This window comes from bacterium, assembly GCA_035308905.1.
Taxonomy (GTDB): domain Bacteria; phylum Sysuimicrobiota; class Sysuimicrobiia; order Sysuimicrobiales; family Segetimicrobiaceae; genus DASSJF01.
In genome coordinates this window covers 30936-52191 of sequence record DATGFS010000038.1, presented here as the reverse complement: position 1 = coordinate 52191, position 21256 = coordinate 30936, and the positions used below count along the sequence as shown (strand labels likewise).

Below are 21256 nucleotides of genomic sequence, written 5' to 3'. Positions count from 1 at the left end.
ATGGCCGCGCCGCCGGGAACGCCGGCCCGGGTGGCGGCCGGTACCTCGGGATTCGGATTCAAGGAGTGGAAGGGCGGGTTCTATCCCGCGGACCTGCCGGCCGAACGCTTCCTGTCGTTCTACGCGACGCGGCTGCCGACCGTCGAGATCAACGCCTCGTTCTACCGCATGCCGGCCGCGGAGACGTTCGAGACGTGGAAAAACCAGACGCCCGAGTCGTTCCGGTTTACGATCAAGGCGCACCGCAGCATCACGCACATGAAACGCCTCCGCGACGTCGATGAGAACGTGCGCTGGCTGTACGAGCGCGTCACCGTGCTCGGCCCGCGCCTCGGGCCGGTGCTGTTTCAGTTCCCGCCGACCTTCAAGCGCGATCTGCCCCTGCTGCAGCAGTTCCTCGCCGGCCTCCCGCCGCTGCCGTACGTCGCGCTCGAGTTCCGCCACGAGACCTGGCGCGACGACGCGGTTTACGACACCCTGCGGACGTACCGGGCCGCGCTCTGCATTGCCGAGGACGACGACTCGACCGATCCCCTCGTGCACACCGCGCCCTGGGGATACTACCGGTTGCACCGGCTCCGGTACACCGACGAGCAGTTGGCCGCGTGGGCGGAACACCTGGCGGGCGTGCCTGCGCTGACGCCGGTCTTTTGCTACTTCACCCACGACACGGGCCCGGAAGCCGTCGCGTACGCCGAACGGCTGATGGCCCTCGTCTCGGCCGCCGGATGACCCTCGAGACGTATCGCCGGAAGCGGCGCTTCGATCAGACGCCCGAGCCGAGCGGACGTTCCGGCTCGGGCCCCACGCCGCCGCCCCGTGAGGCCCGGCCGCGCTTCGTCGTGCAGGAGCACCACGCCACACGCCTGCACTGGGATCTGCGGCTCGAGATGGCGGGAGTGCTGCGCTCGTGGGCGGTGCCGAAGGGACCCTCTCTCGATCCGGCCGACAAGCGGCTCGCGGTCCTCGTCGAGGATCATCCTATAGAATACGGCGAGTTCGAAGGCGTCATCCCGCCGGGCAACTACGGCGCCGGGACCGTCCTGCTGTGGGACCGGGGAACGTATTCGTGCCGCGAAGGCGATCCCGTGGCGGCGTTCGAGGCGGGCAAGATGACGCTCGATGTCGACGGCGAGCGCCTCCGCGGCGAGTTTCACTTCGTCCGCACGAAACGCAACAACGGGCGCGACTGGCTGCTGTTCAAGGGCAAAGATCAATACACCGAGCCGGGGTTCGTCGCGGCGGGGCGGCGGTCGGTGGCCAGCGGACGTACGATCGAGGAAATCGCCGGCGACCGGGGGGCGCGGTGGACGTCGGGGCCGCCGGGCGCCCGGAGCGTGGCCCCGCGCTCAGGCGGCGGCACGAAGGGCCGCGCGAAGCCGGCCGCCGATCCCTTTCCGAAGCCGTTCAAGCCGATGCTGGCCGAGTCCGCGAAACAGCCGTTCGATCGCGCCGGGTGGTCGTTCGAGGTCAAATGGGACGGGGTGCGCGCGCTGGCCTTCATTCGCCGCGAGGGCCCCTCTCAGGATATCGTCGTCTACGGGCGCAGCCTCCGCCGGCTCAACGCGCAGTTTCCCGAGATCGTCGACGCGCTCGCCGGGCTCGACGTGGAAAGCGCGGTGCTCGACGGCGAGATCTTCGCGCCCGACGACGACGGCCGGCCGAGCTTTCACCGGCTGCAGCAGCGGCTGCACCTCAACGCGGCATCGGGGGAGCGCCCGGCGGCCGGCGAGGTGCACGTTGCCTACGCGGTGTTCGACTGCCTGTACTTCGACGGACGGGATTTGCGGCAGCGCCCGTTCGCCGAGCGGCGGGCCGCCCTCGACGCGCTCACGCTTCCGGCCGGCCTCATCAAAGCCGACGTGCTCGACGCGCGCGGCACCGCGCTGTTCGAGGCGGCGCGCGAGCACGGCTTCGAAGGGATCGTCGCAAAAAGGGCGTCGAGCCCCTACCGGCCGGGCGTCCGCGGCGCCGACTGGGTCAAGGTCAAGATCCGCCGTACGCTCGAGGCCGTGGTCGGCGGCCTGACGCGCGGACGCGGCGCGCGGTCGACGTCGTTCGGCGCGCTGGTGCTGGGGCAGTACGACGGCACGGGCGCGCTCGTGCACATCGGTCAGACCGGCGGCGGCTTCAGCGAGGCCGATCTGGCGCGCTTCCGCCGGGTGCTCGCGCCGCTCGAGACAAAGACCTGCCCCTTCGCCAAGCGGCCGCAGGTGCCGGGCCCGATCACGTGGCTGCGCCCCGAGGTCGTCGTCGAGGTCGAATACGGCGAGTGGACGCCGGACGGCCTGCTGCGGTTCCCGATTTTCCTGCGCCTGCGGGACGACGTCGCGGCCGGGGACGTGCGCCTCGAACGTCCGGCGGCGGCGGCCGCCACCCCCGCGGGGAGAATTCGCGACGCGGGAGCATCCCCCGGCGCCGAAGGCGCACGCGACACCGTCGGCGTCCGCCGCACCTCCGCGCGGCGGGCCCCGGCGCGGTCCCCGGGATCCGCCCCGGTCCCGTCGCCGCGGCCGCCGTCCGCGCCGCCCGGCCTGGCGTTCACCAATCTCGACAAAGTCTACTTTCCCGGCACCGGATACACCAAGGGCGACGTGATCGAGTACTACCGCCGCATCGCCCCGTACATCATCCAGCACCTCGCCGACCGGCCGCTCACGCTGCGCCGGTGGCCGGACGGGATCGACGGCGACGACTTCTTCCAGAAGGACGTGCCCGACGCCCCGCCGTTCGTCCGAACGGAACGCGTCTGGTCCGACCAGGGGGATCGCGACATCCGGGTGATCGTCGGCGCGGACGAGACGGTTCTTTTGTGGCTGACTCAGATGGGCTGCATCGAGATGCACGCGTGGTTCTCCCGCGTGACACCGATCGTTCCCGCGGGGGGACGGGCCGGGCGCGGCCTCCGGACCCCGGCCGCGGCGTTCGGCGGATCGGAAGCCGCGATTGAGTCGAGCGCGCTCAACTATCCCGACTTCGTCGTATTCGACATCGACCCGTTCATCTTTCCGGAGGGCCAGAAGCCGGTGGTGCGGCACGGCGAGAAGGATCCCGATTACAGCCGTCCCGGCTTCGCGGCGGCGCGCCGCGCGGCGCTGTGGGTGCGCGGCGCGCTCGACGGGCTGGGGCTGCGCGCCTTCGTCAAAACGTCGGGCAAGACCGGCCTGCACGTCTTCGTGCCGATCCGGCGGCGGTATACGTACGCGCAGACGCACGCGTTCGCCAAGACGCTGGTCGAGTGGCTGGCGGCGCAGCATCCCGCCGAGCTCACGACCGCGTGGGCGGTGGACCAGCGGGTCGGCAAAGTCTTCCTCGACTACAATCAAAACGCGCGCGGCAAGACGATCGCCGGCGTCTACAGCCTGCGGCCGATCCACGAGGCGGCGGTCAGCGTGCCGGTGACGTGGGAGGAGCTCGAGGCCGGGTTCGACCCCCTGTGGTGGACGATCGAGACGGTGTTCGACCGGCTCGCGCGCACCGGCGATCTGTGGGCCGGGCTCCTCGACGCGGCGCAGGAACTGCGCCTCGGCGGCGGCGGCGGAGCCCCTGCGCGCGGCCGGTAAAAGCGGTATAGTGAAACAATCACAGGACCAGGTGGAGGCGGGATATCAATGGCTGACCGGGCGGAGTTCGTGTGGTTCGACGGTAAGATCGTGCCTTGGGAGGATGCGAAGGTCCACGTGTCGACTGCCACGGTGCTGCGCGGCGCCAACATCTTCGAGGGCGTCCGCGGCTACTGGAACGACGGCGAGCGCGAGCTCTACATCTTTCGCAACGCCGATCACATGGCCCGGCTGTGGAACTCCGCGAAGATCATGCGCATGCCGATTCCGTGGTCGGCCGACGAGCTGACCCAGGCCGAGATCGATGTCCTCCGCGCCAACAAGTTCCAGGGGATCGTCTGGTTCCGCCTGACGCTGTACGTGGGCGAGGAGGAGCACGCCAGCTCGGCGCAGGCCGGCAAGGAGCCGACCGGCGGCTTCATCGTGCCGCGGCTCGCGCCGCACTCCAAGGGCATCACGGAGGGCGTCGATTCGTGCGTGAGCAGCTGGACGCGGATCTCGGACAACTCCGTTCCGCCGCGGGTGAAGGCGGGCGCGAACTACCACAACTCACGCTTCGCCTATACGGAGTCGCGCCTCAACGGCTACAACGGGTCGCCGGTGATGCTGAACGAGCGCGGCAAAGTGTCCGAGGGGCCGGGCGCGTGCTTCATGATGATCCGCGGCGGACGGCTCGTCACGCCGCCGATCACGGCGAACATCCTCGAATCGATCACGCGCACCACCGTGCTCGAGCTCGCGCGCGACGTGCTGCGGATACCGGTCGAGGAGCGCGAGGTCGACCGCACCGAGCTCTACATCGCGGACGAGGCGTTCTTCTGCGGCAGCGGCGCGGAAGTCACCCCGGTCAACTCCATTGACCACTACCCGATCGGGTCGGGCCGGCCGGGGCCGCTGACCCGCAAGCTCCAAGAAGTCTACTTCTCCGTCGCGGAAGGCCGGGTGCCGGAGTACCGGCACTGGCTCACGCCGGTCTACAAGCCCGTCACCGCGCGGGCTTGAACCCGCGGCAAGAGGGCGAATGACGGCGAGGGGCCTTCAACGAGGCCCCTCGCCGAATGCTTATGGAGCCCGCAGGGGCGGGCCGCCGCGTCCCCGTCAGCTGCCGCCGGCGGCCAGCCGCTCGGCTATCGACGGGACCGCGTGGGGTTCTTCCACCTCGCGAATCACGTGCGGGTACGGCGTCCACTCCGCCACGAACTCCGCGCCGAACAGGAAGCAGCAGGCCAGCGCGTACACCCAAATGATCAGGACCATGATCGCTTCGACCTGGTGGTACAGCGTCGAGTAGTCCGAAAACACCGCGAGGTACCAACCGAGCCCGATCGCGATGATGTGCCACAGGGTGGCGCCGACGAGCGCGCCGAGCCAGGCATCGCCCCAGCGGATGCGAACGTTCGGGAGCATCCGGTAGCCGACCCAGAAGACCATGAACTGGGCGACCGCGGTCGTGATGGACAGGCCGCTCAACGGACCGGTGCGCGGCAGGCGGGGGTGGCCGAGGAGCGCGCCGACCTCGCTGAACCGAAGAAATCGCATCGTATTGACGATGAGGATCAGCATGCCGAGAAAGACCAGCAGCGACGTGGCCATCATCACGATGCCGAGCAGGAACTGCAGGTGAAAGTGCCGGCCCGGGACTTCCCAGACGCGGTTCAGGGCGACCTGTACCGCGCTGAAGACGCCGGCGGCCGCCGCGACCAGGGCCACGGCTCCCAGCCATCCGAGACGCGCGTGCTGCGAGTAGGCGTCGCGGATCGTCCGCAGCAGGATGTCCGTGTCGGTAAGTCCGCCGAAGAGCCGGCCCATGTTTTTGCTGATCGCGGCGGCGGGCACGTTAAAGATGAGCTGCAGGCTCACCAGCAGCAGGATGGCCAGCGGCAGCAGTGAGAAGATGGCGTAAAAACTGATCGCGGCGGCAGGGAACAAATCGCCGTGCCGGATGAACCGCCGCACGGCGCGCACAAACGTGAGGCCGGCCCGCCGCGCGGCGGGAGCATTGGCGGGCTCGTACAGGGCTCGAAACCGGCTCGGCATGCGCATCGCTCTCGCCATACCTGTCGTTTTTCCCCGGCCGCACCGCCGGCTGACGTCGCCGGTCAGCCACCATGTAACCAGAGCGGCCGCCGCGAAGCAACACCGGGGGTACGTGTGATGGTTAAGCGTTCACGATCCGGTCTGTGGTTCCTCGTCCCGTTGGCGGCCGCGCTTGTCCTCGGAGCAGGCGGGGGGCCCGTGCCTGCGGCTCCGGCCGGGCCGGCCGGCATCCAGACCTTCCACTACGATCTCGCGCGCACGGGATGGGATCCCGGCGAGCACCTGCTGACGCCCGAGGCGGTCCGGTCGCGCTCGCTGCGCCGCCTGTGGAGCGAGTCCGTGGACGGCGACGTCTACGCGTCGCCGCTCGTGGTGCCGGGGGTCACCGTGCGCGGGCAGGCGCGGACGGTCGTGTACGTCGCGACCGAGCACGACGCCGTCTACGCGTTCGACGCGGAGAGCGGCGCGCGCGTGTGGGGTCCCGTCTCGCTCGGCACGCCCGTGCCGCGATCGAGCCTGCCGTGCGGCAACATCGACCCGGTCGGGATTACGGGCACGCCGGTCGCCGACCGCGCGTCCGGCGCGCTGTTCGCGGTGGCCCAGACCACGCCGGACGGCGGGCGCACGCGGTCCTACCGGATCGCCGCGCTCAGCCTCGACACGGGTGCCGTGCGCACCGGCTGGCCGGTGACGATCGATCCCCCGGCGTCCAACGGCCTCACCTTCGACGCCCGGCCGCAGCAGCAGCGAGGCGCGCTCACGTTCCTGCGCGGCACCGTCTACATTCCCTTTGGGGGCTATTGGGGCGACTGCGGCGACTATCACGGCTGGGTGGCGGCGGTTCCGGTCGGGTCGCCCGGCCGCCAGGAAGGCTACGCGACCCCGACGAGCCGCATGGGCGGGATCTGGGCGACCGGCGGGATCTCCTCCGACGGCGAGCGCCTGTACGCCGGGACCGGCAACAGCGACTCCGGCGGGCGGATCGATTTCGGCGAGGCCGTGCTGCGGCTCGAGACGTCGCCGTCCCTGCGTTTTTCCGGCTCGACCCGCGATTACTTCATGCCGAGCAACTACGTGCCCCTCAACAACGGCGACATCGACCTCGGGTCGCTGACGCCGATCGTGCTGCCGGATCAGCCGGGGACCGCCACGCCGCATCTCGTGCTCGCCGCCGGGAAGCAGGGCGTCGCCTACCTGATCAACCGCGACAACCTCGGCGGCGTCGCCAAGGGCGACGGGGTCGGCGGCGAGGGCGTCTACAGCCGGTGCGTCTTCGGCGACTGCCGGTCCGGCAACGCGCGGATCTTTTCCGCCGGCGCCTACTGGGACGGCGGGACGGCCGGGCGGTTCATCTACCTGCCGGGAACGGGCCGCGGCGCGCAGCCGGCGCCGTGCAAGAATATGGGCGGCGTCGTCGCGCTGCGGCTCGGCGTGTCCGCGCAGTCCCACGCCTCCACGCTCGACGTCGCGTGGTGCAGCCCCGCCATGCAAGACCCCGGCGCGCCGGCCGTGACGGGCTCGGACGCGAACGGCATCGTGTGGGTGATCGATACCGGGACCGGCTCGCTGCACGCCTTCGACGCCCGCAGCGGCGCGCCGCTCTACACGTCGGCGAACGGAGACGGGCCCGGCGCCACGCACCGGTTCGTCACGCCGTCGGTGTTCGACGGCCGTGTCTACGTCGGCGCCGCGCACGCGCTCGTTGCGTACGGGCTCAAGTAGCCCGGGGGGACCGCCGTGTCCGGCGCGGAGGACTAGGTCGCGGCCGGCACCGCCATGATCGCGGCGCGCTGGATGTCCTCGTAGCGGACTTTGGAGATGTCGAACGCTTCGATGTTCGCGGCGAGCTTCTTGAACGTCTGATCGAACCCGGGCAGGGTCTTCCGCGCGCGCGTGAGCGGGGTGGTCCGGGCCAGGACGAAGTTTTTCACGTAGGGGTGGCGGAGGCCGCGCTTCTTCAGCCGCTCCACCACGCCGGCCAGCGCTTCGTCGGCCTGCATCACCAGCGACGCGCGCTCCTCGCGCTGCGGCAGCGTCTTGGGAAACGAGCCCTTCAAAAAACCGTCGACGCGCCGGAGGATCGGCGCGAACGCTCCGCCGGCAAATCGCTTGTTCTTCTCGTACAGGAGGCCGAGCGTGATATAGTACGCCGCCTCGAACTCGAACGCGTAGTCCTCCTCGCCCCGCGAGGGCTGCGCCTCGACGAGGCCGCGGTACATGCGGATGACCTCGAGCGACTTGTCTTTTAGATTATGGGCCTTCTCCGTGTTGAGCGCGAGGATCTGGAAGGCGACGTCCGCCTCCGGGATGACGATGGCCGGGATCATGTCCGCCTTGAGCTTGCGCATCACCTCGCGGCGGTGGTTGCCGTTCGGCGTCCAATACGTGCCGGGCTCCGGCGACATCACGACGATCGGATCGACGGCGCGGTCCAGCTTCTTCACGACGGCCTGAAGACGCTTGACGTGGGTCGGGGACAGGTCGCGCTGGTAGGGCGTCGCGTCGACCTTGTCTGTCGGCAGGAGGCAGAAGATCTGCCAGTGTTCCCCGACCGGTTCGCGATACGCGGCCAGCACGTGACCGCCGTCGCGCTCGATCTGCTCGGCGAGTGAGGCGACCTTCGCGGGCGGTGATTCTTCGGGATAGGTGGTCCAACCGGGCATCGGGTCCCCCTTCGGCGGCGCCTCGCCCTCAGCGGACGTTCGCCGGCAGCAGCCTCTCCACGATCACCACGTCGAGCCAGGCGCCATCGAGCTTGGCGTGCTTCTCGTAGTACCCGACCTCGCGAAAGCCCAACGATTTGAGCAGCCGCAGGCTGGCCGTGTTCTGCGGGAACACCCGGGAGACAAGCTTCCAGAACCCCGCCCGCTCGGACGCCGCGATCAGCGCCTCCATCGCGGCGCGCCCGGCGCCGCGGCCCCGGGCCTCCCGCGCGACGTAGACCGAGAACTCCGCGATCCCGGCGTAGCAGTCCCGCGGCCGGTAGGTCGATGTGGACGCGAACGCCAGCACCCGGCCGCCGTCCTCGGCGACGACGATGGGATGCACCCCGTCGAACCAGCCGCCCACATCTTCGGCGCTCCGCGGCCGGGTCTCGAAGGTGGCGACGCGGTCTTCGATGCCTTCATTATAGATGCGCGCGATCGCCTCGGCGTCGTCCGGGACGGCGGCGCGTGTCCGCAGCATGGTTAGAAGTAGTTGGACGTGATGCCGCCGTCGACGACCATCACGGCGCCGTTGACCCAGGCCGCCTCATCCGACGCCAGATAGAGCGCCATGTTGACGATATCCTCGGGCCGCCCGAACCGGCCGGCCGGAATCCGGTCGAGACGCTTCTTCTTTTCGGCGGGGTTGGTGAGCAGCCACGACATGAGCAGCGGCGTCTCGATGGGCCCGGGGGCGATCGCGTTGGTCCGGATGTGCTTCGGGCCGAACTGCACGGCGAGCGACTTGGTGAGGGCGATCACGCCGCCCTTGCTGGCCGTGTAGGCGTCCTGCGGCACGGTGCAGCCCACGAGCGCGACGAACGACGCGACATTGACGATCGAGCCGCCCCCGGCGCGCAGCAGCTCCGGGATCGCGTGCTTGCAGCAGAGGTAGATGCCCTTGAGGTTGACCGCCATCACGCGGTCCCAAACCTCTTCGGCGACGTCCACCACGGAGCCGTCGTCGGCCGGAAAGATGCCGGCGTTGTTATACAGCACGTCGAGGCGCCCGAAGGCTTCGACGCCCCGGCGGACCAGCGTCTGCACGTCCCGCTCCCGCGCGACGTCGGCCGGCACGAACACGGCCTCGCCGCCGGCGCGCGCGACCTCTGATGCGGCCGCTTCCCCCGCGTCCTGCGAGACGTCTGCGAGGACGACACGGGCGCCCTCGCGCGAAAACACCTGCGCCGCGAGCCGGCCCATGCCGCTGCCGGCGCCGGTGATCAGGGCGACCTTGCCGTCGAGGCGCATCAGGTCCGCTCGAAGTTGCGGGCGAGCTCCCAGGTGGTCACGGCGCGGTCATAGGCCTCCTGCTCGAGGTGCGCGGTGTGCAGGTAGTGGTCGACGACGCGATCGCCGAACGCTTCCCGCGCGATTTCGCTTCGCTCGAGCGCGGCCGTCGCGTCGCGGAGCGTGCGGGGGATGCGCGGCAGATCGGGCGCGCGGTAGGCGTCGCCTTCGAACATCTCGGGCGGCTCGATGCGACGTTCGATGCCCCACAGGCCGGCCGCGAGCGTCGCCGCGAACATGAGGTACGGATTCGCGTCGGCGCCGGGAATGCGGTTCTCGACGCGGAGGCCGTCCCCGCGGCCCACGACACGGAAGCCGCAGGTCCGGTTGTCGTGGCTCCAGACCGCCGCGACCGGCGCGAACGTCCCGGCCATGTATCGCTTGTACGAGTTGATGTAGGGTGCGAAGAAGTACGCCAGCTCACGCGCCCCGGCGAGGAGCCCGCCGAGGAAGTGCCGGAACAGCGGCGACATGCCGAGCGGCCGCGCCCCCTCCTCCCAGAAGAGGTTGCGGCGCCCGTCGCGGTCCCACAGGCTGGCGTGGAGGTGGCACGAGGAGCCGGCGAGGTCGGCCCGCCACTTGGCCATGAACGTGATCGCCACGTCGTTGAGCGCGGCGATCTCCTTCGTGCCGTGCTTGAACACCGTGTGCCGGTCCGCCATCTCCACCGGCGCCGCGTACCGGAGGTTCAGCTCGTGCTGCCCCGGACCCCATTCGCCTTTGCTGAACTCGACCGGCACGCCCGCGGCGTCGAGCCCGTTCCGGATCTGGCGGATGAGCCACTCTTCGTTGGTGCCCTGCTGGATGTGATAGTCTTCGATGTACCGGCCGTACGGCTCCAGGTTCACGAACTGCTTGCGCTGCGCGCTCGCGTAGGATTCCCGAAAGATGTAGAACTCGAGCTCCGACGCGACCATCGCCGAATACCCGCGCTCGTGCGCGCGTGCGACCTGCCGGCGAAGGATCTGTCGCGGCGACTCCTCGATAGGCGCGCCGTCGTCGTGCGCGAGGTCGCACAGGACGAGCGCCGTGCCCTCGAGCCACGGGATCCGCCTGAGCGTGCCGAAGTCGGGCCGCATGTGGAGGTCGTGATAGCCGCTGTCCCAGCTCGTGAGCCGGTAGCCGGGCAGGGGCTCCATCTCGACGTCCACGCCGAGGAGGTAGCTGCAGGCGTGGGCGCCGCTCTCCGCCACCTGGTCGAGGAAGAACCGCCCGGTGACGCGCTTGCCCATCAACCGGCCCTGCATGTCGACCATCGCGGCGATGACGGTGTCGATCTCGCCGGACGCGACGAGCGATCGGAGCTCGTCGAGCGTCAAGAGGCCGCGCACGGTGCCGCTCATGGGAGCGTCCTCTTCCGCGCCGCGCGCGCGAACCCTCCACGCGCCGGGCCGGCCACAGGCGGCCGGCCGTCATGGAGTCAACGCCCGTGGCGGGACGGGCCCGGCGGCGCCGCGCGTCTTAGATGGAAGGCGCGGACGCGCCTTGAACTACTGGCGCATGGAGACCGCCCGTGGAAACCGCGTGCTCGATGCGATCGGCAACACACCGCTCGTGGAGTTGCGCCGCGTGGTGCCCGCCCGGGCGGCGCGCGTTGTCGCGAAGGTCGAGTCCGCGAATCCGACCGGCAGCATGAAGGACCGGATGGCGCGCGCGGTGGTCGAGCGCGCGGCCGCGGACGGGCGCCTGCCGCCCGGCGGGACTGTGGTCGAGTACACTGCCGGGACGACGGGCGTCTCGCTGGCCTTCGTCTGCGCCGCGCTCGGGTTCAAGAGCCATTTCGTGTTCTCGGACGCGTTCGCGGACGAGAAGCGGTTCACGATGCTGGCGTACGGGGCCGAGCTCACCGATGTGCCGAGCGAGCGCGGCGCCATCAACGCCGCGCTCATCAAGACCATGATCGCGACGGCCGGGACGATCAGCCGGCGTCCGGGGCACTGGTCGGTGGACCAGCTCAACAACCGCGACGGCGAAGCCGGCTATCATCCGCTCGGCGAGGAGCTCTGGGGGCAGGCGGGCGGCCGCGTGGACGCGCTCGTCCATGCGGTCGGCACGGCGCATTCGATTCACGGCGCCGCGGCCGCGCTGCGGCGGCACAACCGGGACCTTCTGGTGGTCGCGGTGGAGCCCGCGGAGTCGGCGGTTCTGTCGGGCCGGCCGTCCGGCTCGCACAAGATCGAAGGGATCGGCATCGGGTTCATCCCGCCGTTGTGGAAACCCGACGAGGTGAACGAGGTGCTGACGGTGAGCACCGGCGACGCGAAGGCGATGGCGAGGCGCCTCGCCCGGGAGGAGGCGATCTTCGCCGGCACGTCCACGGGCGCCAACGTCGTCGCCGCGCTGCGCGTCGCGGAGCGGCTCGGCCCGGGCGCCGTCGTCGCGACGATCATCGTGGATTCGGGCCTCCGCTATCTGAGCACGGACGTCTTTTCCCCCGCGAGGGGGGACAGGCGGCCGGAGGCCGAGCGGCGGTGAAGACGCCGGTGCAGGTCAACGGACGCGTGCTGTCTTGGCCGGCGCGGCCGGCGGTCGTCGTCTGCTTCGACGGCTGCGACCCGTCGTACATCGAGGCGGCGCGCGCCGCCGGGGTGATTCCGTTCCTCGACCGGATGGCGCGGGACGGCTTCTCGGCGATCGCGGCCGCGGCGATGCCGTCGTTCACCAACCCCAACAACGTGTCGATCGTGTGCGGGGCGCCGCCGGCCGTCCACGGCGTGTCCGGCAACTACTACCTCGACCGTGACACCGGCCGCGAGATCATGATGACGGACGCGACGCCGCTGCGCGCCCCGACGATTCTGGCGTGCTTCTCCCAGGCCGGCGCCGGGGTCATCGCGGTGACCGCCAAGGACAAGCTCCGCAAGGCGCTCGGCAAGGATCTTCGCGGCATCGCGTTTTCCGCGGAGCACGCCGCCGCGGCCACCGAGGCCGAGCACGGCATCGCCGGGGTGCTCGATCTCGTCGGCCGGCCGGAGCCGGACCCGTACAGCGCGGATCTCTCCCTGTTCGTGCTGGACGCCGGCATCGCGCTGCTGCGGGCGCGCCGGCCGGACCTCATGTACCTGTCGCTGTCGGATTTCGTCCAGCATAAGTACGCGCCGGGCACGCCGGAGGCCAACGCGTTCATGCGCGCGGTCGACGAGCGGCTCGGCGTGCTGGCCGCCCTGGACGCCACGGTGGGGGTCGTTGCCGATCACGGCATGACCGACATGGCGCTGCCGGACGGACGGCCCAACGTGCTGTACCTCGGCGACCGTCTGGACGAGACGTTCGGCGAGGGCGCGACGCGCGTCATCTGTCCGATCACCGACCCGTTCGTACGCCATCACGGCGCTCTCGGCGGCTTCGTGCGCGTGCATCTCATGCGGCCCGGCGTGGATCGCGACGCGGTGCTGCGCCACGTGCGGTCGCTGCCGGGAGTGGGCCTGGCGCTCGTTCGTGAGGAGGCCTGCGCGAGGTTCGAGCTGCCCTTCGATCGCGAGGGCGACGTCGCGGTCATCGGCGAGCGGGGCCGCGCGATCGGCGCGCGCGCCGTCGATCACGACCTCTCGCAGCTGGCGGGGGAGCGCCTCCGCTCGCACGGAAGCCTCGCCGAACAGCCGGTCCCGTTCTTCGTCTCGCGGCGCCTGTCTGCCGAGTATGCGGATCGGGCGCGCGCGTCGCTGCGCAACTTCGACGTCTTCGAGTACGTCCTGAACGGCACGCACTGACGTTCGCCCGGCGCGAATTTTCACGGGACGTTAACGCGTCCGTTACCGGACCATCATCCTCCGCCGCAGGGAGGCCGCCGGGCGGCGGTGAAAGGGGACCAATCGCATCGGACGACCGATCGTGTTCCGGCCGGCCCGGGGGGGGGAGTTCATGGCGGTCACCAAGACTACGCCTGCGACGCAGGCAACCGCACAGCTGACCAGAGAGCACGTCTTGATCCCGTGGGAGGCGCAGAGCGGGCCGGGACCTCTTGCCATCGACCACGCGAAGGGGTGCTATCTCTACACCGCGGACGGCGAGCGGATCCTCGACTTCTGCTCCGGCCTGATCAACGTCAACGCGGGGCACAGTCACCCCAAGATCATCGCGGGCATCCAGCGGCAGGCCGAGCGTCTCACGTTCGTCAATCCCAGCTTCTCGACGGAGCCGCGCGCACGCCTCGCCGAGAAGCTGTCGCGCATCGCCCCCAACCAGGCGTATCCCAAGGTCTTCTTCACGAACGGCGGCGCCGACGCCAACGAGAACGCCGTCAAGATGGCGCGGATGTACACCGGGCGCCAGAAGGTGCTCGTCTCCTACCGCGGCTATCACGGCGCGACCTACGGCGCCATCACGCTGAGCGGCGACCCGCGGCGGTGGCCGGTCGAGCCGGGCATCCCCGGCGTGACGCGCTTCCTCACGCCCTACCCCTACCGGAGCCCGTTTGCGGTGCCGGCGGAGCGCGAGACGGCCGCGGCGCTCGAACACCTCGAGACGGTGCTGATGTACGAAGGGCCGGACAGCTTTGCCGCGATCTTGATCGAGGCGATGATCGGCGGCAGCGGTCTCGTGATCTACCCGGAGGGCTACCTCAAAGGCGTGCGGGAGATCTGCGACCGCTACGGCATCGCGCTGATTTTCGACGAGGTGATGACGGGATTCGGCCGGACCGGCGAGTGGTTCGCGTGCGAGCACTGGCACGCGCTGCCGGACATGATCTCGTTCGCGAAGGGCGTCACCTCCGGGTACGTGCCGCTCGGCGGCGTGCTGGTGAACGAAAAGGTCTCGCGCCACTTCGACGACCATGTGCTGTGGGCCGGCCTGACCTACTCGGGCCACCCGCTCGCGTGCGCGGCCGGCATCGCCAACCTCGAGGTGTTCGAAGAGGAGCGCTTGGTGGAGCGGGCGCGCCGGATGGGCGAAGTACTCGGTCCGAAGCTGCGCAAGATGGCGGAGCGGCACCCGAAGGTCGGCGACGTGCGCGGCCTGGGCCTGTTCTGGGGGCTCGAGCTGGTCAAGGACCGCGCCTCCAAGGAGCCGCTCGAGCCGTTCGCCAAGCGCGGCGCGGGGCCCAGCCCGATGAAGTCGCTCGTGGCCGCGGCCCGCAAGCGCGGCGCCAATATCATGGGCCGCTACAACGTGTTCCTCGCGGCGCCGCCGCTGGTGGTCTCCGAAGAGGAAATCGAAGCCGGCGTGCAGGCGATCGACGGCGCGCTGACGGACATCGGTGCATAAGGGGGGTGCCGCGGGAGCGGTCCGAACGAACCCGGGAGATGACAGCGGGCATCACCGACAGGACATCCGAGACGAAGGGGGGCACGACGTAATGAGGATCTCGAGACGTGGGGCGTTTACCGGTCTCGCCGTGCTGGCACTGGCAGGACTCTTGCTCGTGCCGATCCAGATGAGCTGGAGCGCGGCTGAGCCGATCAAGATCGGGGAAGTCGGACCGCTGTCGCCGCCCGGAGGCTACGAGGACGGCAAGCTGATGTTGGACGCGGCGCTGATGGCCCAAGACGAGATCAACAAGGCCGGTGGAGTACTCGGCCGGCCGATCAAGATCGTTGAGGCCGACACTCGCGGGAAGCCGGAAGAGGGCACCGCGGGCGCCGAGCGGCTGACGGCGCAGGAGCACGTCGCCGCCATCTTCGGCGAGTTCCACAGCGGTGTGTTCCTTGCCGAGATGGAGGTCGCGCACAAGACCGGCACGCCGATCGTCGCGGTCGACGTCTGGGCCAACAAGATCACGGCCAAGGGCTACCCCGAGGTCTTCCGGGTCGCGCCGTGCCAGGCGATCATCGCGAACCGCTACGGCGACTGGATCGCCGCCGCGGGGTTCAAGAACGTCCTCTTGCTGTACGAGAAGACGGACGGCGGCGAGGGCCACCGCGACGTGCTGGTCGAGAATTTCAAGAAGCACGGGATCCACTACGATGTCGTCGGTGCGGACCTTAACCAGACGGAGTTCACGGCACAGCTGCAGCGCATCCTGGCGCACAATCCGCCTTATGATTTTCTCGCCGTCGCGATCAGCGAGGACGCGGGCGCGTTCGCGGTGGTGAACCAGGCGAAGAGCCTCGGGCTCGCCCCGAGCGCGCACACCGGCACATACAACTCCGGCGGCCCGGCGACCACCGAGGCCTTCTGGAAGAACGTAAGGGAGGCCGGCGTCGGCCTGATCACCGAGAACCCCGGCCTGCCGAAGGCCAAGTGGAACGCCAAGACCAAGGCGTTCGTGGCCGCGTTCGAAGCCCGCTTCAAGTCCGGGACCACGCCGCAATCCATGGAGAGCTATGATGCGGCGTACATCGTGGTCGATGCGATCAAGCGCGCCGGCAGCACCGATCCCAAGGCGATTATCCACGCGCTCGAGACGTCGAAGTGGAGCGGCACGCGCGGCGCCTACGCGTTCTCGACCAGCCACAGCCCGGACTGGGCCTATCACCAGTACGTCGACGCGCCGCTCTACCTGCTTCAGTACGACAAGGTCGGACAGAAGCCCGAGGACGCCCCGGTGATCTGGCCGCGGAGCCTCGCGACCGTGCCGTACACCTACAAGAAGCCGGCGCAGTGATGCGGCGCGCGGCGGGATAGCGAGACCGTTCGGGGGAAGGCCGTCGCAGTGTACCGCTGGGCCTGCGGCGTGCGCCGCGACGCGCCTTCCTCCGTTTTTTGACCCCGGCGTCTTCGCGGCCGACCGATGGATTATTTTCTGATCCAGGCTACCAACGGTCTCGTCATCGGCATCATCTACGCGCTGGTGGCCGTCGGCGTTACGCTGATCTTTTCCATCCTGAAGATCGTCAACTTCGCACACGGCGATCTCTACATGCTGGGCGGCTATACGGCGTACTACGCGATCACCCTGGCGGGCGTCCCGCCGTTCGCCGCCATGTTCATCGCGATGGCGGCCATCTTCACCCTGGGCGTCGTGCTGGAGCGGCTGCTGCTGACCCCGTTGTACAGCGAGCGAACGGAGCGCAAGGACGAGTACGGCATCCTCGTCACGTTCGGCCTGGCGTTCTTCCTGCGCAACGCGGCGATCATCGCCTTCGGCGTGTTCCCCCTCCGGCCGCCGTCGTTTGTGGCCGGTGTTCACCGGATCGGCGCCCTCGTCGTGACGAATGACCGGCTGGTCGCCGGCGTCGTCGGCCTGCTGCTGATCTTCGCGCTCCTCTACTTCATGAACGGTACGATCTGGGGGCAGGCCCTTGACGCGGTCAGCCAGTCGCGCGACTCGGCCTCGATCGTCGGCATCAACCCGCACCGGTTCAACACGCTGGCGTACGCGGTCGGCGCGGCGCTCGCCGCCGCCGCGGGGGCGCTGATCGGCCCCATCTTCTCGCTGTCGCCGGACATGGGCGTCCTGCCCAACGTCCAGTCGTACGTGATCGTGATCCTCGGCGGCATGGGGTCGGTCGCCGGCAGCGTGCTCGCCGGCATCACGCTCGGCGAAGCCCAGGCGCTGTTTACGGCGTTCCTGCCCGACGTCACGCGCGCGCTGTCGTACTCCAACGCGTTCTCCGTGTTCGTGCTGATGGTGGTGCTGATGTTCCGGCCGACGGGGTTCTTTGGCCGGCGCCACCTCCGCATGGACTAGGCCGGTGCGCGGCCTGCCCGCCGTTCTGCTTTTTGCCGCCGGGGCGCTGCTGCTCGGCTACGGCCATCTCCTCAACTCCTACTGGATGCACATCCTCATCATCGCCATGTTCTACGCGATCTTGACGGCGAGCTGGTCGCTGTTGGCAGGCTACGCCGGCTTGTTCTCGCTCGGCCACGTGGCGTTCGCATCGGTGGGCGCCTATTCGTCGGCCCTCCTGGTGCAGTGGTCGGGGATTCCGGTGCCGCTCGGGATGGCGACGGGCGTGGTCCTCTGCGGCCTCGTCGGGGCGGGCATCGGCGCGGTCTGCCTCCGGCTCACCGGCCCGTATCTCGCGATCTTTACGCTCGCGTTCTCGGAGATCGTCCGGATCACGGTGTCGACCGAGGACCAGGTCACGCGCGGCATGACCGGCCTGCACACCGTGCCGCTGTTCAACACGGCGTCGAGGCTGCCGTACTTCTACACGGTCTTCGGCCTGCTTGCCGGGTCGCTCGCCCTCATGGGGCTCCTGGTGCACTCGCGCTGGGGGTTGTTTCTCAGAGCGATCCGCGAGGACGAACAGGCCGCGGCGGCGTCGGGCGTGGCGGTCGCGCGTTTCCGCATTCTGGTCTTCGCGGTCGCGAGCGCGTTTGCCGGACTGGCCGGCACCTTCTTCGCGCACTACATCCCCGTGCTGACCCCGGACCTGGGGGATCTCGATCGGATGGCCCTCATCGTCGTGATGGCCGTCATCGGAGGCATGGAGCGCATTCCGACGGCCGTCGGCGGGGCCATCGGCGTGGAGTTCCTCGAGGAGTATCTGCGGCGGTTCGGGATCTGGCGGCTGGAGATCTTCGGCATCGTACTGCTCCTGACAATGCGCTTTGCCAGGAACGGTCTCTTGACCCCGCTGTGGCAGCAGTTCATGCGCCTCGGCGAGGTCCGGCGGCCCGTGGCCGCCGCGGAGTCCGTGGTCGGCGAAGTCGGACAGGGCGGGTCCGGCGAATGACGGCGGGCCCCTCCGCGGGAACGGGCCTGCGGGATGCGCAGGCGTCGCCGAACGGCGTGTTGATCGAGGGCGCCGGGCTCGCGAAGCACTTCGGCGGCATCGCCGCGGTCGACGGCGTCGACTTCTCGGTCGCGGCGGGCGACCTGATCGGGCTAATCGGGCCCAACGGCTCCGGCAAGACGACGCTCATCAACGTGCTGACGGGGCACCTGAGTCCGGAGTCCGGCCATGTCGTGGTGCGCGGCCACCGCATGACGTCGCGTCCGGCGCACGAGTTCGCCGCGCGCGGCGTGGCGCGAACCTTTCAGCTGACGCAGTTGTTCGGCCGGATGACCGTCCTCGAGAACATGCTCGTCCCGGGCCTGACCCGGCCGGGGTCCGCCCGGGACTCCGCCGTGCGGCAGGCACGGAAGTACCTGAGCTTTCTCAACCTCATTCACCTCGAAGGGCTCGACGCGAAGAACCTTTCCGGCGGCCAGCAGAAGCTCCTGGAGCTCGGGCGCGCGCTCATGCTGGAGCCCGCCGTCCTGTTCCTCGACGAGCCGTTCGCCGGCGTCCATCCGCGCCTGCGGGATGAGTTGATCAAGCGGATTCAGGAGCTCCACCAGTCCGGCCGGACGTTCGTCGTCGTGGATCACGACATGGAATCGATTCTTCGCATCGCGCGCCGGCTGGTCGTCATGGCTCGGGGGCGCAAGATCGCGGACGGCCTCCCGGCCGTCGTACGGGCGGACCAGACCGTGCTAGCCGCGTACTCGGGACTGGAATGACGAACGGGCCGGCCGTCCCGGCGGCCGCTGCCACGGCACACTGTCTCGCCGCGCGCGATCTCGTGGCGGGCTACCTGCCCGGGATCAACATCCTGCGCGGCGTGTCGGTCGAGGCGCCGCGCGGCCATGTCCGGTGCGTCCTCGGTCCAAACGGCACCGGGAAGTCGACGCTGCTCAAAGTGTTGTTCGGATTTCTGCCGCCCATGGAAGGCCAAGTCACCCTGGACGGCCGCTCGATCCGGGGTGTCGCGCCCCACCAGATGGGCGACCACGGCATCGCCTATCTGCCGCAGCGGCCGAGCATCTTCCCCCACCTGACCGTCGAGTGGAATCTGCGCCTGGGCGCGTGGCGGCTCAAGCGGCATCGCGCCCGCGTCGACGCGCTTGTCGAGCGCGCCCTGGAGCAGTTTGCCATCCTCGCCGAGAAGCGGCGCCAGCCGGCCGGCACGCTGAGCGGCGGCCAGCAGCGTCAGCTCGAGATCGCGCGCAGCCTCATGCACGATCCGGCCGTGTTCCTCATCGACGAGCCCACCGCCGGCATCGAGCCGCGCGTGGCGACGCAGATCTACCGCTTCATCAAAGAGCTCGCCGCGCAGGGCAAGGCCGTGCTCCTGGTGGACCAGAACATCAAGCGGGCGCTCGAGATCGCGGACTATGTCTACGTGATGCGGACCGGGACCGTGCTCTCGGAGGGATCGCGCGAGTCGTTCGGCGGCGACACAGAGGCTCTCGTCGCGCGCTGGCTGTACGAAAGCGGACACCCCTAGCCGGCAGGCTGTGCCGGCGATCGCCTACGCGGCGGGTGCCGGCCCGGAGGCGGAAGGCCGCCGGCTGCTGTAGACGTGGCCGGCCACCGCGGCCATGATGATCGCGCCCCCGATCCAGGTCGGCACCGGCGGCACCTCGCGAAACGCGAACCACACCCACAGCGGTCCGAGCGGCACTTCGACGGCCTGGATGAGCGCCGTCTCGGTCGCGGAGATGAGGCGCGCGCCGAGCGTGAGCAGCAGCAGGCCGAGCCCAAACTGCGTCACCCCGAAGAGAACGAGATAGAGCATGTTCGTGCCGGTCGCGGCGGCCGGGTGGGCCAGGGGCCACACGAACAGGGGGCACAGCAGCGCGGAGAGGCAGGCTGCGGGCATCATCGGCGTCTCGCGGTGCCGCCTGATCAACAGCATCATCCCGGCCATGCACAGCGCCATCCCGAACGCCAGGAGGTCGCCCGCGAGGTGGCCTTCGCGCACCGACCCGCCGACCATGACCGCGGTGCCCAACAGGGCGACGCCGCTCGCGACGAGCGTGCTCCAGCGCTCGTATTCTTTGAACAACAGCCATCCGGCCACCGCCGCGATAAAGGGCGTGGTCGCGTTCATGATCATGACGTCCGCGACCGACGTGAGGCGGAAGGCGTTGATGTACATGATGGTGGCGAACGTCGAGAGGCAGGCGGCGGCGATGCCGGGGGCGCCGATGCCGCGGACGATCTCGAGGGTGCGCCGCCCGTAGCGCCACACGATAACGCCGCCGATGAAGATCCCCGCGAAGAGGCCGCGCCAGAACAGGATCGTCCAGGTGTCGAGCGGGATGAGGCGCGTCCAGAACCCGGAGGTGCTGTAGGCGACGGCCGAGGCGAGGTTCAGCGCGAGGCCGAGGGCGTGCTGGCCCGGGGTCTCGCGATGCGTCTGGGACGGATGCCGCGGCCCGGCCGCGGCTCCCGGGCCCGCCGCCGGATCTACGCGGGATGCTGCGCGAGCCACGCCGCGGTTCGTTCGGCGTCCATGTTGGACGGAAACACCGGATAGAAGACGTGCTCGATCCGGCCGTCGCGGATTACCAGCGTGAGCCGTTTGATCAGTTCCGCGGGCTGATTGCCGAAGCTCCAGGCGAACTCGAACGTCGGCAGCCGCAGCGCGCGCGTGAGCTTGAAATCCGCATCACTCAGCAGCGCAAACGGCAGGTGCAGGCGCGTCACGGCTTCGCGCTGGTAGTCGGTGGTCTGCGTGCTGAGGCCGAAGACGCGGGTCTTGAGGGCTTCGAACTCCGCGTAGCGGTCGCGGAACGCGCAGGACTGCGGGGTGCAGCCGCGCGCGCCGGGGATCTGGTCCCACCCGTCCGGCACCGCCTGGTCCGGCCGGCCCGTGCGCGGGAAGCAGTACACGACCGTCCGGCCGGCCAGCGCCGACAGGTCGACCGCCCCGCCGGCCGTGGACACGAGCGCGATCGACGGCAGGCGCATCCCGGTGAGATGGGCGGTTGCACCGTCGTCCACGGGCACCGGCAGGTCGGCGGGAAGATCCAGGGGATTATGCACGGACATTGCGCACCCTCCG

The 21256-nt window shown here is 69.6% G+C and carries 19 protein-coding genes; 12 read left to right on the top strand and 7 right to left on the bottom strand.

The genetic code is table 11. From position 1 onward, the window contains the following. The 3 genes from VKT83_12160 to VKT83_12150 are packed head-to-tail and all read left to right on the top strand — an operon-like array spanning nucleotide 1 to nucleotide 4565. A complete protein-coding gene (locus VKT83_12160) occupies nucleotides 1–732 on the top strand; it encodes a DUF72 domain-containing protein (protein HLY23208.1) in 732 nt (243 codons plus the stop codon). Next, the gene (gene ligD, locus VKT83_12155) at nucleotides 729–3563 is read left to right on the top strand and encodes a non-homologous end-joining DNA ligase (GenBank protein ID HLY23207.1); all 2835 of its coding nucleotides are present in this window, start codon (nucleotides 729–731) and stop codon (nucleotides 3561–3563) included. Before VKT83_12160 ends, ligD begins: the two co-directional genes overlap by 4 nt. A 48-nt stretch (nucleotides 3564–3611) precedes the next feature. Then, entirely contained in the window at nucleotides 3612–4565 is a 954-nt protein-coding gene (locus tag VKT83_12150) for a branched-chain amino acid transaminase (protein ID HLY23206.1), read from the top strand. A gap of 96 nt (nucleotides 4566–4661) precedes the next feature. Here the strand turns inward: VKT83_12150 and VKT83_12145 are convergent, their stop codons facing one another. Next, complete coding sequence (locus VKT83_12145) at nucleotides 4662–5618, bottom strand: YihY/virulence factor BrkB family protein (protein HLY23205.1); 957 nt, start codon at nucleotides 5616–5618, stop codon at nucleotides 4662–4664. Between the two features lie 180 nt (nucleotides 5619–5798). On the opposite strand from VKT83_12145, the gene VKT83_12140 reads away from it, so the two are divergent. Next, entirely contained in the window at nucleotides 5799–7322 is a 1524-nt protein-coding gene (locus VKT83_12140) for a PQQ-binding-like beta-propeller repeat protein (protein ID HLY23204.1), read from the top strand. A gap of 32 nt (nucleotides 7323–7354) precedes the next feature. On the opposite strand, the gene VKT83_12135 is transcribed toward VKT83_12140, so the two are convergent. From VKT83_12135 to VKT83_12120, 4 genes are read right to left on the bottom strand one after another with little or no spacing between them, the layout of a single operon-like run. Then, nucleotides 7355–8263 carry a chromosome partitioning protein ParB gene (locus VKT83_12135; GenBank protein HLY23203.1) on the bottom strand — a complete coding sequence of 303 codons (909 nt, stop codon included), beginning with the start codon at nucleotides 8261–8263 and terminating at the stop codon, nucleotides 7355–7357. 28 nt (nucleotides 8264–8291) lie between these two features. Then, nucleotides 8292–8786, bottom strand: a complete 495-nt coding sequence (locus tag VKT83_12130) for an arsinothricin resistance N-acetyltransferase ArsN1 family A (protein HLY23202.1) — start codon at nucleotides 8784–8786, stop codon at nucleotides 8292–8294. 2 nt (nucleotides 8787–8788) lie between these two features. Next, complete coding sequence (locus VKT83_12125; protein HLY23201.1) at nucleotides 8789–9556, bottom strand: glucose 1-dehydrogenase; 768 nt, start codon at nucleotides 9554–9556, stop codon at nucleotides 8789–8791. Beyond that, complete coding sequence (locus tag VKT83_12120; GenBank protein ID HLY23200.1) at nucleotides 9556–10938, bottom strand: glutamine synthetase family protein; 1383 nt, start codon at nucleotides 10936–10938, stop codon at nucleotides 9556–9558. The genes VKT83_12125 and VKT83_12120 overlap by 1 nt, the downstream gene beginning before the upstream one ends. 142 nt (nucleotides 10939–11080) lie before the next feature. Here VKT83_12120 and VKT83_12115 point away from each other — a divergent pair, with 142 nt between their 5' ends. From VKT83_12115 to VKT83_12080, 8 genes are all read left to right on the top strand, one after another. Beyond that, complete coding sequence (locus VKT83_12115; protein HLY23199.1) at nucleotides 11081–12070, top strand: cysteine synthase family protein; 990 nt, start codon at nucleotides 11081–11083, stop codon at nucleotides 12068–12070. Continuing rightward, nucleotides 12067–13305 carry a phosphonoacetate hydrolase gene (phnA, locus tag VKT83_12110; GenBank protein HLY23198.1) on the top strand — a complete coding sequence of 413 codons (1239 nt, stop codon included), beginning with the start codon at nucleotides 12067–12069 and terminating at the stop codon, nucleotides 13303–13305. The genes VKT83_12115 and phnA overlap by 4 nt, the downstream gene beginning before the upstream one ends. Nucleotides 13306–13456: 151 nt before the next feature. Then, nucleotides 13457–14800, top strand: coding sequence for an aminotransferase class III-fold pyridoxal phosphate-dependent enzyme (locus VKT83_12105; GenBank protein ID HLY23197.1), 1344 nt, complete (start codon nucleotides 13457–13459; stop codon nucleotides 14798–14800). A gap of 91 nt (nucleotides 14801–14891) precedes the next feature. Next, the gene (locus tag VKT83_12100) at nucleotides 14892–16139 is read left to right on the top strand and encodes an ABC transporter substrate-binding protein (protein HLY23196.1); all 1248 of its coding nucleotides are present in this window, start codon (nucleotides 14892–14894) and stop codon (nucleotides 16137–16139) included. Between the two features lie 126 nt (nucleotides 16140–16265). After that, a complete protein-coding gene (locus VKT83_12095) occupies nucleotides 16266–17165 on the top strand; it encodes a branched-chain amino acid ABC transporter permease (GenBank protein HLY23195.1) in 900 nt (299 codons plus the stop codon). Nucleotides 17166–17169: 4 nt separating this feature from the next. Next, nucleotides 17170–18156, top strand: a complete 987-nt coding sequence (locus tag VKT83_12090) for a branched-chain amino acid ABC transporter permease (GenBank protein HLY23194.1) — start codon at nucleotides 17170–17172, stop codon at nucleotides 18154–18156. Continuing rightward, nucleotides 18153–18926, top strand: a complete 774-nt coding sequence (locus tag VKT83_12085; protein HLY23193.1) for an ABC transporter ATP-binding protein — start codon at nucleotides 18153–18155, stop codon at nucleotides 18924–18926. The genes VKT83_12090 and VKT83_12085 overlap by 4 nt, the downstream gene beginning before the upstream one ends. Next, complete coding sequence (locus VKT83_12080; GenBank protein ID HLY23192.1) at nucleotides 18923–19693, top strand: ABC transporter ATP-binding protein; 771 nt, start codon at nucleotides 18923–18925, stop codon at nucleotides 19691–19693. Before VKT83_12085 ends, VKT83_12080 begins: the two co-directional genes overlap by 4 nt. A 24-nt stretch (nucleotides 19694–19717) precedes the next feature. Here VKT83_12080 and VKT83_12075 read toward each other — a convergent pair whose 3' ends face one another. Both VKT83_12075 and VKT83_12070 read right to left on the bottom strand, forming a co-directional pair. Beyond that, a complete protein-coding gene (locus VKT83_12075; protein ID HLY23191.1) occupies nucleotides 19718–20683 on the bottom strand; it encodes a DMT family transporter in 966 nt (321 codons plus the stop codon). Further along, on the bottom strand, nucleotides 20659–21243 hold the full coding sequence (locus tag VKT83_12070; GenBank protein ID HLY23190.1) for a peroxiredoxin: 585 nt from the start codon (nucleotides 21241–21243) through the stop codon (nucleotides 20659–20661). Before VKT83_12070 ends, VKT83_12075 begins: the two co-directional genes overlap by 25 nt. Nucleotides 21244–21256: the final 13 nt, after the last annotated feature.